Raw genomic sequence first — 13,795 nt, 5'->3', positions numbered from 1 at the left:
CCCATGAGCCTTACCGCCGCCACGGAGCTGGTTCGCCGGCTGGAGCGGATCTCCACCGACCTGCTGCGTCGGGCGCCCGACGCCGAGCTGGACGATCTGCTCGCCGCCGCCCTGCACCTGGAGCGGGACGTGCGCGCCGTCCGGGTGCCTGATCTCACCGGCGCCTGGCACCTGCGCCTGGGCGAGATACTCTTCCGCTCCGGGCGAGACCGCGAGGCCGCGAGCCACGCGGACGCCGCGCTTCAGGCGCTGGGTCCCCTCCGCGAGGCGGATCTGCACGTGGCCGCTCTTGAGCTGGAGGCGCGCTGCCGCGACCGGCTGGGCGAGTGGGAGGCTCTGGACACGGCCGTGGAGCGCGGCATCGGGATCGTCGAGCGGCACCGCTACTCGCTCTCCGGCCCTTACCTGCAGGCCGGCTACATGCGCGCCCGTATCGGCCTGTACGCCCTGGGTGTGCGTGCGGCGCTGCGGCGTGGCGACCACGACCGCCTCGTCCGTCGCGCCGAGCTCTCCAAGTGCCGCTCGTTCAGCGTCGTGCCACGGGACCTGGCCGCGTCCCCGCAGGTCAGCGGGCTGCAACGCCGCCTGCGCGCGGTCACCGAGCGCATCAATCGCGAGCAGCGGGCCGGCCGCACGCCGACGCGCCTGCTGGCCGAGCGTCGCGCGCTGTGGGACCGCCTCGTCAGCGCCGGCCGGCGCGAGGCCGTGGACGACGTGCCCGACCTTGCCTCCCTCCGTGGCGCGCTCAATCCGCGGGAGGCGGTGCTCTACTATTACTGGGTGGACCGCACGGAGCTGCTGCGCCTGACCCTGGACGGCAGCCGTCTGGTCGTCGAGTCCGTACCGGTAACCGCGGAGCGGCGCCAGGCGCTGGATCGCTTCGCCGCGGCGCTGACCGCCGACTCGGAGCGGGTCGAGAAGCACCTGGTCGACCGGATCGACGAGTTCCGCGACCTGCTCTGGCCCGAGGACGCCGACGCCCGCGCGATCCTGGCCGGCGCCGAGCGGCTCATCATCTCGCCCCACCGCCAGCTGCACTCCCTGCCCCTGGGCGCCCTGGCCGTGGATGAGGGCTACGTCATCGCCCGCTGGGCCGTACGCTTCGCGCCCAACCTGGCCGCGCTGCTGGCCCGGCCGGCGCGCAGCGGACAACGCAGGGCTCTGCTCACGCTGGGCGTGAGCCGGTACCAGGTGCCGAACGTCACCCTCGCCGAGCTCCCGGCGGCGATCGATGAATGCCGCGAGATCCGTGGCCTTTACGGCACCGATGGCTGGGAGGTCGCAGAGCTGCTGGACGAGGCGGCAACCGAGGCTGCCATCCTCGAGGCGGCCCAGCGCCGCCCCGCGGTGGCTCACCTCGCATGCCACGGCGAGAGCGTCAACGCCGACACGCCACTGGAATCCTGCCTTTACCTCCACCGCAGCGTGCTGGACGGCCTCGAGATCCCGCTCATGGGCCTGGCCGCGAATACCGTCGTGCTCAGCGCCTGCTGTGCCGGGCAGCGGGCCATCGCCGGGCGCGGCATGGCCGAGCTGCCGGGCGACGACCTGCTGGGGCTGCAGGCGGCCTTCTTCGCCGGCGGTACCTCGGAGATCGTCGCCACCCTGTTCCCGGTGGAGGACAAGGCCGCGCGGCGTATCTGCGCCGCGTTCCACCGCCACCGGCTGGCCGGGCAGCCCGCTGACCTGGCGCTGGCGTCGGCGGTGCGCGAGTTCATTGCCAGCGCCGGTGTCCTGACGCGCCGGCGGTACTACTGGTCCGCGTTCTTCCTGACCGCGGTCGGACCGAATGCCCCGCTGCCGGCGAACCCGGCTACCGCGGCCTGAAAGCCGGCGGCCAACAACCGAAAGAGAGTACCCATGACTGACGTCACCCTGGAATTCGAGCTTGCCGACAACGCCCGGGGCGAGGCCCTGGCCGAGGAGCTTCGGGTACGCCTGGCCGCGATGGAGAACGTCGCCGAGGTGGAGACCCAGGCCGATCGGTCCCGGGGAGTCGCCGAAACGATCGCCATCGTCGCCGCCGGTGTGGTCCTGATCGACCATGGAACGTCCGCCGTGAGCTCGCTGACCCGGTTCGTCCGCGCGCTCAAGGAGCTGATGCTGGAACTGGGCGACCTGAAGCAGGCCTATGTGGAGATCCGGGGCCGGAAGGTGAATATCGCCGAGCTCACCGAAGAGGAGATCGCCAGGCTCTGACGCCCCGGGGTGGCGACGCCCGCCGCTTGTCAGTCCGCGGGCAGGCTTTTCTCGACCACCTCCACCGGCTGCAGATAATCCGCGCTCACGAATGCCGTGGTGCCGTCTTCCAGCGTGACCTGGCGCCACCCGTCCGTCTCGCCGGTGACGGCGAGGCGGGTGCCGGCCGGCAGGGTGGTCAGGCGCTCGTAGCCCGTGCCGGGGCCGGTGCGCAGGTTGAGGTTGGCGGTGGTGACGTGGAGGCTGCCACCGGTGGTCCGGGGCTGGGGCGTCGGGGGCGGCGCGTCGTTGAACCAGGCGACGAACGCGCGATCGATCTCGTCGATGGGCCGGCCGACGATCTCCTCCACGAGCGCCACGGCGTGCTCGGGTGCGGGGCGTTCGCCGTGGTTCAGGCCCCGGTCACGCACTGCCTCGTACACGGGCACGAGCTTCTCCTGCTCCTGCAGGTACAGGGCGAAGTAACGCGCCATGGCCATCATGGCGGCCTGGCGCCGGCCCTCGACACGATCGTGCAGATCGGGGGGCGGTTCCGCCTCGGACTGGGCCCTGGCCTGCTCGGGGTCGTCGAACAGGAACCACTCCGCACGGATGAGCTCGCCGACGCTCGGCCGGTCCGCCCAGGTGGTCTCGAGCACCTCCCGGCGCCAGTTCTCGAGGCCGAAGTAGACGTCGCCGCGCCGCCCGGCGACCTCGTAGAGGCTGGCGATGCCCTCGTCCAGCCACTGCGGCACGTCGCCGAAGTTGCTGCGGACGAGCAGATGAAAGAGCTCGTGCAGCACCGTCCCCGCGGCGTTGGTAGGGACGGCGGCGACCACGCTCGTATCCTCGACGAAGGCGTAGCCGATGGTGGCGGAGCTCGCGCCGAGCCCGTGGCGCTCGAGGGCGAGCTGCTTCACCGCCCAGCCGTCGGTGACAAGCTCCACCCGCAGGTAGTGGCCTGGCGGCACGACGTCGTAGGTGGTCACCAGAAAGCCGACGAAGCGGTCCAGGGTCCGGCCGATCTCGGCCAGGTCGCCGGCATCGTGGCCGGCATGGCTGATCAGAAGGAACTTGTCCGTGACGAGGTGCCGTGCCCCGGGCGCGAGCTCCGCGGCGAGCGCGGCCGCCGCGGCCCGGTCCCCGAGCGGCACCCGGCGGGCCGTGAGCACTTCCCGGTCCATCGGCCGCGTGCGGCGAATGGGATAGGACGCGACCGGCTGCTCCTCGGCGTTCGCCCAGTAGAAGGTCTTGCCGTAGCCGGTCATGCCGGCGGAGCGGGCCTCCACGATCTGGGAGGGCGGCTCGGGCGCAGCGGCCGGGCCGCATCGGCGTCGCTCCTCCGCCACCACCTGCCGGCTGTCCGCGCTCAGCGCGTAGGCGTAGAGAATCCAGTCCAGCAGCCGGGCGCCGTAGTCGCGCACCCCCTCGATGCGACAGGCGCTGGTGGCGAGCATGAAGTCCGTCACCGCCTGACGCCCGTAGGGCAGCTCCCGGAACTCGGCGAGCAGCTCGTAGGCGGCGGGATAGTCCGGCTCATGCCAGGCGGCCCAGGCGGCGTCGTACAGCTCGGCGCGCCGGTCCGCCTGGGCGGGGGTGGCAGCAAGGGTCGCTAGGGCCATGGTCGCGGCGAGCAGAGTGAGGCGCGCGGACATCACGGTTCTCCCGGCAGTGGCGGCGGCGGCCCCGGATCCCGGCCCTCTCCCGGTGTCGGGAGCTCACTGCCTCCAAGGTAGGTGGCGACATCGCGCGTCTCGACGCCGAAGGGCACGGTCAGCGTCACCGCCATCAGCACCGCGCCCAGCGTCGCCAGCACCAGCCCGGGCGAGGAGCTGGCAATGGCGGCGCGCACGTTCCCGCTGCCGAGCTCGACGGTGGAGGTGTCCTCGCGCAGCCGGCCGAGCACGAAAGCCGCTCCCACCAGCGCCAGCACCATGCCCGTCAGAAAGCCGAGCTGGCGGGTCCACACGCGAGCGAGCATGGTCCCCGTCGCCTGGTGATACCGCCGGTGCAGGGCGTCGGCTTCCAGCAGCGCGAGGGTCTTGAAGCGCAGGTAATCGAAATCGCCCCGTGCGGCGGGTCGGGCCTCTTCGAAGGCCTCGAAGCTCGTCCCGAGATCCAGAGGCTGCTGCTCCACCCGCGGGTAGAGGGCGCGCAGCTCCACCACGCTCATGACCGCGAAGAACACCGCCGTGGCGACGAGCATTCCGGCCATCAGCGGCAACAGCCGTCCCTGCCAGGCCTCGCGCCGGCGCTCGACGGCCGCCTCCTGCCGCGCAGTGCTCACAGCCGGAGCCACCCTCCAGGGACTACTCCGAAAGCGTAGCCCAGGCCGGTGAGGGCGTCGATGCGGCGCCGAGGACCGGGGTGGCCGCTGCCGATCCTGTCGAAAGCATTGTCAGGTCTCAGGGGGCCTGCGCGCACGGTGGAAGCGGTCTCCGACCGCGATAGCGCGCGCAGCGCGCTACGGTACGCCGCTGCGCGGCGTTTCGCGGTCGGAGACCGCTCCCACGCAGGCCGGGAGCCTCGGAGCGGGCAGGCGACGGCGTTGCGCCCGCTAAACGTGGAATGAGACCACGCCGGCGCTCATGCGCCTTGCCGCCGGGCCACACCGGGGCGCTGAGGCCCGGCAGTACTTCCGTTAGGGTTACGATATGGGGGTTAAGCGAACGTAAAGGCACGGAGGCCACATGAGCGAGGTTGTCATTTTTGAGGAGCAGGACCAGCAGGTTGAGGTTCGCCTGGAGGGCGAAACCGTCTGGCTCACCCAAAGGCAGATGGCCGAGTTGTTCGGGAAGGACGTGCGAACCATCGGCGAGCATGTCGGCAACGTGTATGAGGAGGGTGAGCTTGGGCGCGATGGAACTGTCCGGGAATTCCGGATAGTTCGTCAGGAGGGCAAGCGACGGGTTACGCGTGCCATCGAGCACTACAATCTTGATGTCATTATTTCTGTCGGTTATCGCGTTAAATCCCAACGCGGCGTTCGCTTCCGCCAATGGGCAACCCGCGTCCTGCGGGAGCACCTTACCCAGGGCTACAGCCTCAACGAGCACCGTCTGGCGCAGCAGGGCCTTGCCGAGCTCGAGCAGGCTGTGGAGCTGCTCGGCCAGACGCTGACGCGGCAGGCGTTGGTCTCAGATGTGGGACAGGAGGTGGTGGGCCTGATCCTGGGGTATGCCCGCACCTGGCGCCTGCTGCAGGACTACGACGAAGGCGCGCTGGGGCTGCCGCCCGGTGCCCGTCCGGCGCGCGGGGTGCTGGGTCTGGAGCAGGCCCGGCGGGCGCTGGACGCCCTGGCCTGCGAGTTGCGCGAGCGGGGTGAGGCCAGCGAGCTCTTCGCAAGGGACCGCGGTGACGGCCTGTCGTCAATTCTCGGGAATCTGGAACAGACCATGTTCGGCGAGCCGCTATACCGAACCCGGGAAGAGCGCGCCGCCCACCTGCTCTACTTCGTGATCAAGAATCACCCTTTCTCGGATGGCAACAAGCGTTCCGGCGCGTTCCTGTTTCTGCTGTATTTGCGCCAGGAGGGCATGCGTTTGACCCTGAACGAGCATGGCCTCACCGCCCTGACGCTGCTGATCGCCGAGAGCGATCCCAAAGCCAAGGATCTGATGGTGCGCCTGGTGATGAACCTCGTCGCACAGGAGGTCGCCGGCGCCGACGACGCCAACGCGCAGACGCCGAATTGACATTGGCGTTCACCGGCGAGCATCGAGAGCGCATTGGACTCGGCGGCGCTGGAGCTGCTCGCCTGCTGAACCCGAATCTCCCGCCAGGGATCTATCGCATTCCGGAGAGCGTAATCACCGAACGCCATCGGGCGCGGCTAATGGCGGAACAGCCGGCAAACTGTTGACCGTCGCTGTCGAGTACCCTCTGCAGTGCTTCCAGGCAGCGCCGGAGGAAGCCTCGCGATATCACTGCACATGGCAGGCTGCGGAGAAGACGATCAATTCGGCGCTCACACTCGGCTGCTTCGAGCAGCATGGTTTCCGTGTAATGGAGAGTCGTCGTATTGGGCGTGAAGCCTGGCGCGAGGAATTGCCGGTCGTCGAACAGCCGAAACAGTACCTGGCGCAGCGCTTCCCGCTCGTCCTCCGACAACACGCTCATTCACTGACCTCCGGGCAGCGCTGCGTCCACTGGACTGCGGCCAGGTAGGCCTGGGTTGCCGGCTCGCCCAAGGCATCGACAACCGCCGCTTCTTCGCCATCTGCCACCAGAACGGTTGCCGGACGAGGGTCGGGCTGCCGGACTTCGGCGCTGTAAATGGTGCCGCCGTCCACCGCGCGGACCTCCACGGCATCGGCCCCACGGAACAGCGCTTGCTGAATGACCTTGGCGTTGCCATCTGGCGCGGTACGCCCGGCGTTGACCGCCTCCGCAGCGGCCGTTGCCGCGCGACGCAGCTCGGCGCCGGACGCTTCCACCGGCTCGAGGTCGGCGCCGAACAAGCGCTGGAAGGCGATCCTGCCCGTGGGATAAGCCACCGCAATGCCGTCAGGCATCGGCGCCAGGGCGAGGTGGCCGGGGGGCAGTGCCGCGGCGGCAAAGCCGAAATCAAGGCAGGTGTGGGAAGCGCTCGTGTGCGCGCCTTCAAGGCCGGCGCAGCCGGTCAGAAATAGCAAAAACGCGGGCAGATACCCGCGACAGATGGAAGTCCTCTCCATGACCACTCTGCTCCGTTCCCTGGTACTTGGGAGACATCGTAGCCAGTCGCTGTCACTGCTGCCAGTGTGCAACAACGTTCGTCACCCGGCGCGGACTGCGTTGGGCATTGCCTGTGTTGCGACGGCTGCACTGAGCCCGCCACGACGGCCGACCAGAGGTGCTGAGACGAGGCTTTACTCACCATCGGTGACAGGTGGCGAAGTCAGATGCGTAATCAGGCCGGATAATTGCCCTCAGCCGTCGCCCATCTCCGGCGGCAGCCGCAAGCGGCCGCTGCCGATCGCCACCGACGGACCGCCGAGCCGCACCGACCGGATGCCGCCCCGCTGACGTCCACCTCGAGCTCGAGCCGCGAGGGGCGGCCGAGCGCTTCGCCCTGGTGGATGGTGGCGTGGAGCGCGCTCTCCTCCGCGCCCAGGCGTGTCACCAGCTCGCCGGCGAATGCCACGGCGGCCGCGCCCGTGGCCGGATCCTCTGCAATGCCCATGGCCGGGGCGAACATGCGTGCATGCACCCGCGGCAGATCTTCCCCGGCGAGCCAGTAGGCATAGACATGGGGTGCCGGGCCGTCGGCCAGGGCGGCCTGCCAGCGCCCGGTGTCGAGCCGAATGGCGTCCAGCGTGGCGCGGGAGGCGAGCGGCACGCAGAGAAACGGGACGCCTGCGCTCCAGGCGCGTGGCGCGCCGGCCAGGGCCTGCGGCTCGACACCGAGCACGGCAGCCGCCGTGTCGCCGTCCACGTCCGTCGGGACCGGCGCCGGCGGGGCTGGCGCGGTCAGCACCGCACGCCCGGTGTCCGCCGCACCCGGCTCGACCTGTACCTGCACCGGCCCCACGCCCTCCACCAGGGTGAGCGTGGTCGCCTCCCGCGCACCGGCGCGTCGTGCCAGGGCCACGGCGGTGCCGATGGTCGGGTGGCCGGCGAACGGGAGCTCCGTGGCGGGCGTCATGATGCGTACGGTGTAGCGTCCGGTCGCGGGCTGCCCGTCGGTAACGAACACGGTCTCCGAGAGGTTCAGCTCGGCGGCTATCCGCTGCATGCGCGCGTCCGAGAGACCTGCGGCCTCGGGGAACACGGCCAGCGGGTTGCCGGCGAGGGGGATGTCGGTGAATACGTCGAGGAGCTCGTAGTCCAGCGTAGCCATGGCCGTTCCTCCTGCGTCCTCGGTGCGCCAGGCAACGTCAGGTGGCGGGCGAGGCCGAGCGCATGCCGCATGCGCTGTGCCCACGGCCACGGCGGCGGCCCGTGTCGTGCGCGCACGGCGCAGGTCCCATGGTCCCGCTAGACTGCATGCTGCGGTTGCGGGCCACGCCCCGCTGCCAGCCTGCGATGCGACGCGCGCCGCGCGCCAGCAGGCGGAATGCGGCGCCGAACGCGGCCGCGCGCAGCTGCAGGTTCCGACGTTCGATGGCGCGAAGCTCTGGAAGTCCGGTATAGAACATGACGGTCCCGCTCGCTCTGCTGCATCCGATGGCCGGCGTTCGCGTCCTGCCGCGAGCGCCTGTCCGGTACCGTATCGGGCAGGCGCGCCGCGTAACATTCGCCGGCATCGCCAACGCCGTTTGCAGGGCTGCACACCCACCTGGACCGGGCCGCATTCACCGATGAGCCGCTTGCTGAACTGGGATGACCTGCGCCTGATCGGGGCGATCGCGGAGGCCGGCTCGCTCGCCGGGGCGGCACGGCGGCTGGGGGTGAACCATGCGACCGTGTTCCGCCGCCTGGAGCGCGTTGAAGGACGCCTCGGCGTGGCGCTGTTCGAGCGTCATCGCGACGGCTACCGGCCGACCGCGGCCGGCGCCGAGGCGGCGGACGTGGCGGGCCGGATCGCCCCGGAGATCGACGAGGTCGAGCGTCGGGTGGTGGGGCAGGACCTTCGGCCCGCGGGCACGGTGCGGATAACCACCACCGACGCGCTGCTCTTCGGCATCTTCTCGGCGATCTTCGCGGAGTTCCGCGCCGCCTATCCCGAGATCGCGCTGGAGGTCGTGGTCCCGAGCCAGATTTTCAGTCTCTCGCGCCGGGAGGCCGACATCGCCATCCGACCCTCGGCGGCGCCGCCGGAGAGCCTGGTCGGCCGGCGTATCGCGGTGGTGGAACAGGCCATCTACGCTGCCCCGGACCGCGCACCGGCGGCGGGCGCCGACCTGCGCACATCGGACTGGGTCGGGCCGGAGGGCAGCATGGGCTACCGCGCGCTCGAGCGCTGGATGACCGAGCAGGGGCTGGACGCGGCCTGCCGCTACCGCACCGACTCCACCAACGGTCTGTTCGCAGCCGCGCGCGAAGGGATCGGGCTCGCCGTGCTGCCGTGCTATCTGGGCGAGCCCGCGGCGGGCCTGGTGCGCGTCGGCGAGCCGCTGCCCGCGCTGGCGCTGGATCTCTGGCTGCTCACGCACCCGGATCTGCGGGCCACCGCCCGGGTTCGCGCCGTGCTGGATTTCGTCGCCGGGCGTGTGCGCGCCGGTGTGCCCGGCCTGGCCGCCCCGGTGTGAGCATGCTGCGTATCCTTCGACGAGCCCTTGTCCCGCTGCTGATCCTTGCCCTGGCGGTGGGCGGCTTCCTGGCGCTGCGGGCCACCGGCCCGGAGAGCCCGCCCAGGGAGGCGAGCGAGCGTACCTGGCCGGTGCGGGCCATCACCGCCGAGCCCGGCACCCATCGCCCCATCGTCATGCTCAACGGTCGCGTGCGCTCCCCGAGCAATGCCCTGCTGCGCGCCGCGGTGGCGGGGGAGGTCGCGGCGGTGCCGGCACGCGCCGGGCAGCGGGTGGCGGCAGGGGACGTGCTGGTGCGCCTCGACCCCCGCGAGGCACAGCTCCTGCTTGACCAGCGCGAGGCCGAGCGCCGCGAGCAGGAAAGCGCGCTCGTGAGCGAGCAGGTGCGCGCGCGCTTCGACCGCAGCGCGCTGGCGCGGGAGCGCGAGCTGCTGGAGATCGCCGAGCGCGGGCTGCGCCGGGCCCAGTCACTGCGCGCCGACAACGTCGGCTCGGAGGCCGACGTGGACGCCGCCCGCGAGCGGGTGCAGCAGGTAAGCCTGACGGTGGACAGCCGCGAGCGGGCAGTAGCGGAGGCCCCGGCGCGAATCGCCCAGGCCGAGGCGCGGCTGGAGCGCGCCCGCGCCGCGGAGGCGCAGGCGCGGATCGACCTCGAGCGGACCACCATCCGCGCCGCCTTCGACGCCCGCATCGTCGAGGTGGAGGTGGCGGAGGGCGAGCGCGCCCGGCCCGGGGATCCGCTGCTGCGCCTGTTCGCGCTGGATGATCTGGAGATCCGCGCCAGCCTCCCCGAACCCTTGCTCGCGCGGATCCGGGAACTGCTGGCCCAGGGGGCGGCGCTGCCGGCGCGGGCCCGGGTGGACGGCCAGGAGGTGACAGCGGAGCTGCTGCGGCTGGAGGGCGAGACACGGGCCGGCGAGGCCGGGCTGCGCGGGGTTTTCCGGATTCAGGCCGGCGGCGAGTCCCTGCCCCTGAACCGCTTCGTCCAGCTGCGTCTGCGACTGCCGCCGGAACCCGACAGCGTGGCGGTGCCGTTCGAGGCGCTGTTCGGCCGCGACCAGATTTTCCGCATCCGTGACGGGCGACTCGAGCCGCTGTCCGTCCGGCGCCTGGGCCAGCTCGTGGACGACGACGGCAACACCCTGGCCCTGATCCGCCATCCCGACGTCCGCGCCGGCGACCGGCTGCTCGCCACCCGGCTGCCGAATGCCGTCGCCGGGTTGCGGGTGGACGTGCAGGACCGGGACGCGGCGCCATGAGCAGCACGGGTGGCGGCCCTCGCGGCACGGATGCCGATCCCCCGCTCCCCGGTGGTGGCCGGCGGGACGACGGGCGCCCGCCACGCGGCCTGATCGAGCTGTTCCTCGAGCACCGCCTGGCGGCCAATCTGCTGGTCGCGCTGATGGTCCTGACCGGGGCCTACGCACTGACCCAGCTCAACACGCAGTTCTTCCCCAACTTCGAGCTCGACTTCATCACCGTCGAGGTGCCCTGGAGCGGGGCCAGTGCGGAGGACGTCGAGCGCGCGGTCATCGAGCCGCTGGAGCAGGATCTGCGAACGGTGGACGGGCTGCGCGCCATGACCTCGACCTCGGCCCTGGGCGTCGGCGTCGTCACCTTGGAGTTCGAGGCCGGCACCGACATGACCCAGGCCCTGGAGCAGGTCAACGACCGGGTCAGCCAGCAGCGCAATCTGCCGGAGGAGGCGGAGACGCCGGTCACCACCCGCATCGTCCGTTACGAGCCGGTGGCCCGCCTGCTGGTCACTGGCCCGGAGGACCCCCGTCAGCTGCGCACCCTGGCGCGCCGGTTCGAGCGCGAGCTGCTGGACGCCGGTATCGCCCGCATCGAGTTCACCGGTCTGACCGAGGACGAGGTGGCCATCCAGGTCCCCGCAGCCAACCTCTACCGCCTGGACATGACGCTGGCGGAGATCGGCGAGGAGATCCGCGCGATGGCGCAGGATCTGCCGGCGGGATCGGTCGGGCGCGAGGACACAGCGCGCCAGCTTCGCAGCCTGGAGCAGGCGCGTGCCGTTGCCGACTTCGAGCGCCTGGTTCTGCGTGGCGATGCCGAGCTTGGACGAATGACGCTCGGCGATGTCGCCGACATCGAGCGCCGCCACCGGGACGGCGAGGTCCGGGCCCGTGCCAACGGCCAGCGCGCGATCGTGATGCAGCTGTTGCGCACCGAGACGGGCGACTCCCTGGAAGCCGCGCGGGTGCTGGAGGACTGGCTGGAGCGCACGCGTCCGGTGCTGCCGCCGGGGGTGGAGCTGGAGGTCACCGACGCGTTCTGGGAGCTCATCGCCGAGCGCATCGCCCTGCTGCTGAAGAACGGCATCGGCGGGCTGCTGCTGGTGCTCGGGATCCTGTTCCTGTTCCTGAACCGCCACATCGCCCTGCGGGTGGCCGTCGGCATCCCGATCGCCTTTACCGCGGCCTTCGTGGTGCTCTGGGCCGTCGGCGGGTCGATCAACATGATCTCGCTGTTCGGCTTCATCATGTCGCTCGGGATCATCGTCGATAACGCCATCGTGGTCTCCGAGCACGCCTACAGCCTGCACCAGCGCGGCCTGTCGGCGAGCCGGGCGGCGCGCGACGGCGCCCGGCGCATGGTCGGGCCGGTATTCGCGGCGTCGCTGACCACGGTCGCCGCCTTCCTGCCGCTGATGCTGATCGGCGGCATCATCGGCAACATCCTGTTCGACATACCGCTGGTGGTGGTCTGCGTGATCCTCGCCACCCTCCTGATCGCCTTCCTGATCCTGCCCGCCCACCTGCAGGGGGTGATGCACCGGCTCCGACCACCGCGGCCCGGCAGCCTGCGCCAGCGCTTCGACAGCGGCTTCGAGGCGCTGCGGGACGGCCCCTTCCGCCGCGCCGTGAGCCGTTCCATCGACCACTCCGCGACCACCCTGGCCCTGGCGGTCGGCGCCCTCATCCTCGCCATCGGGCTCGCGGCCAGCGGGCGCATCGGGTTCACCTTCTTCCCCTCGCCGGAGGGCACGGTGGTGAACGCAGGCGTCAACTTCGTCGCCGGCACCTCGCCGGAGCGGGTGGAAGACTTCCTGCTCGAGGTCGAGCAGGCCCTGGACGAGGCGGAGGCCGCGCTGGGCGGCGACCTGGTGCGCGCCGCGATCACCCGCCTCGGTCAGGGGACCGACCCGGGTGACGGCAACGCCCCGCGGGGCGAGCAGTTCGGCAGCATGCAGGTGGAGCTGGTTTCCCCCGAGCAGCGCGAGGTGCGCAACCGCGAGTTCATCCGCGCCTGGCGGGAGCGCGTCCGGCTGGCGCCGGGAATAGAGAATTTCAGCATCGACGAGCGCCAGGCCGGCCCGCCCGGGCGCGACCTGGAAGTGCGCCTCACCGGGGGCGATCCGCAGGTCCTCAAGGCGGCGGCGGTGGACCTCGCGGCAACCTTCGACGAATTCCCCGGCACGTTTGCTACCCGGGACGACACGCCCTTCGGGCGCGAGCAGCTGGTGTTCGCGGTCCGGCCCGAGGGACGGGCGCTTGGTCTGAGCACGGAGGCCGTCGGCGCCCAGCTGCGCCATGCCTATGAAGGCCACCTGGCCCAGCTGTTCCAGGACGGGCTGGAGGAGGTGGAGGTGCGCGTGCGCCTGCCGGACCGCGAACGCCACGCGACCGAGAGCCTGGAGCGGCTGCACCTGCGGCTGCCCGGCGGGGCGTTTGCGCCGCTCGGCAGCGTGGTGGAGCTGCGCTCGCGCCAGGGCTTCGAGACCCTGCGCCACGCCGATACCCGGCTGGCGATCCAGGTCTCCACCGAGGTGGACCGCAGCGTGAACAACGCGGCCCGCATTCGCGCCGCTCTGGAGGATGGCCCCCTGGAGGCGCTCGCCGCGCGCTACGGGATCGAGTACTCCTTCGAGGGGCGGGCGGCCGATCAGGCCGAGACCTTCGCCGACATGCGCACGGGGCTGGTGCTGGCGCTGGCCCTGATGTACATCACCCTGGCCTGGGTCTTCGCCTCCTGGGGCTGGCCGCTGATCGTGATGGCGATCATCCCGTTCGGGATCCTGGGGGCGCTGCTGGGACACTGGATGCTGAACGTGGAGCTGACCATCCTCTCGCTGTTCGGGCTGTTCGGCCTCACCGGGATCGTGGTGAACAACTCCATCATCCTGGTGAGCTTCTACCAGGGTCTGCGGGAGGATGGGCTGGCGCTGCGCGAGGCCATCGTCGAGGCCGCCTGCCAGCGATTGCGCGCGGTGATCCTGACCTCCGTCACCACCATCGCCGGGCTCACGCCGCTGCTGTTCGAGCGCTCGGTGCAGGCCCAGTTCCTGGTGCCGATGGCGATCTCCATCGTCTTCGGCCTGGCGGTCGCCACGGTGCTGGTGCTGTTCGTGATCCCGGCGCTGCTCAGGCTCTACGAGGGCTGGTTCGACCGCGGCGCGACCGGGTTCTGAACGGACGGCGGAG

The 13,795-nt window shown here is 71.1% G+C and carries 11 protein-coding genes; 6 read left to right on the top strand and 5 right to left on the bottom strand.

What is annotated here, in order from left to right:
• Positions 1-3: 3 nt before the first annotated feature.
• Together LMH63_RS13290 and LMH63_RS13285 are read left to right on the top strand one after the other, a co-directional pair.
• Positions 4-1,827, top strand: a complete 1,824-nt coding sequence (locus LMH63_RS13290; protein WP_158280323.1) for a CHAT domain-containing protein — start codon at positions 4-6, stop codon at positions 1,825-1,827.
• 33 nt (positions 1,828-1,860) lie between these two features.
• Positions 1,861-2,199: a hypothetical protein gene (locus tag LMH63_RS13285; protein ID WP_109677224.1), complete on the top strand. Its 339-nt coding sequence runs from the start codon at positions 1,861-1,863 to the stop codon at positions 2,197-2,199.
• Between the two features lie 29 nt (positions 2,200-2,228).
• Here the strand turns inward: LMH63_RS13285 and LMH63_RS13280 are convergent, their stop codons facing one another.
• Together LMH63_RS13280 and LMH63_RS13275 are read right to left on the bottom strand one after the other, a co-directional pair.
• Complete coding sequence (locus tag LMH63_RS13280) at positions 2,229-3,833, bottom strand: SH3 domain-containing protein (RefSeq protein ID WP_109677226.1); 1,605 nt, start codon at positions 3,831-3,833, stop codon at positions 2,229-2,231.
• Positions 3,833-4,465, bottom strand: coding sequence for a hypothetical protein (locus LMH63_RS13275; RefSeq protein WP_109677228.1), 633 nt, complete (start codon positions 4,463-4,465; stop codon positions 3,833-3,835). Before LMH63_RS13275 ends, LMH63_RS13280 begins: the two co-directional genes overlap by 1 nt.
• Before the next feature lie 403 nt (positions 4,466-4,868).
• Between LMH63_RS13275 and LMH63_RS13270 the strand changes: the two genes are divergently transcribed.
• Positions 4,869-5,873, top strand: coding sequence for a virulence RhuM family protein/type II toxin-antitoxin system death-on-curing family toxin (locus tag LMH63_RS13270; protein WP_109677230.1), 1,005 nt, complete (start codon positions 4,869-4,871; stop codon positions 5,871-5,873).
• A 91-nt stretch (positions 5,874-5,964) separates the two neighbouring features.
• Here the strand turns inward: LMH63_RS13270 and LMH63_RS13265 are convergent, their stop codons facing one another.
• The 3 genes from LMH63_RS13265 to LMH63_RS13255 all read right to left on the bottom strand — a co-directional run bounded on the left by LMH63_RS13265 (position 5,965) and on the right by LMH63_RS13255 (position 7,999).
• Positions 5,965-6,297 (bottom strand): hypothetical protein, encoded by a 333-nt coding sequence (locus tag LMH63_RS13265; RefSeq protein WP_109677232.1) that lies wholly within the window; start codon positions 6,295-6,297, stop codon positions 5,965-5,967.
• Entirely contained in the window at positions 6,294-6,854 is a 561-nt protein-coding gene (locus LMH63_RS13260) for a hypothetical protein (RefSeq protein WP_109677234.1), read from the bottom strand. Before LMH63_RS13260 ends, LMH63_RS13265 begins: the two co-directional genes overlap by 4 nt.
• Positions 6,855-7,069: 215 nt before the next feature.
• Entirely contained in the window at positions 7,070-7,999 is a 930-nt protein-coding gene (locus tag LMH63_RS13255; RefSeq protein ID WP_158280324.1) for a PhzF family phenazine biosynthesis protein, read from the bottom strand.
• A 460-nt stretch (positions 8,000-8,459) separates the two neighbouring features.
• On the opposite strand from LMH63_RS13255, the gene LMH63_RS13250 reads away from it, so the two are divergent.
• Genes LMH63_RS13250 through LMH63_RS13240 form a run of 3 tightly spaced genes read left to right on the top strand, consistent with a single transcriptional unit; the run spans position 8,460 to position 13,782 of the window.
• Complete coding sequence (locus LMH63_RS13250) at positions 8,460-9,350, top strand: LysR family transcriptional regulator (RefSeq protein ID WP_109677238.1); 891 nt, start codon at positions 8,460-8,462, stop codon at positions 9,348-9,350.
• Positions 9,351-9,352: 2 nt separating this feature from the next.
• Positions 9,353-10,609: an efflux RND transporter periplasmic adaptor subunit gene (locus LMH63_RS13245; protein ID WP_109677240.1), complete on the top strand. Its 1,257-nt coding sequence runs from the start codon at positions 9,353-9,355 to the stop codon at positions 10,607-10,609.
• Entirely contained in the window at positions 10,606-13,782 is a 3,177-nt protein-coding gene (locus tag LMH63_RS13240; protein ID WP_109677242.1) for an efflux RND transporter permease subunit, read from the top strand. Before LMH63_RS13245 ends, LMH63_RS13240 begins: the two co-directional genes overlap by 4 nt.
• The last annotated feature ends 13 nt before the right edge of the window (positions 13,783-13,795 follow it).

This window comes from Spiribacter halobius (genome assembly GCF_020883455.1).
Classification (GTDB): domain Bacteria; phylum Pseudomonadota; class Gammaproteobacteria; order Nitrococcales; family Nitrococcaceae; genus Sediminicurvatus; species Sediminicurvatus halobius.
Note: the sequence above shows the minus strand (reverse complement) of the source record. Positions and strands in the feature narration are given on the sequence as shown.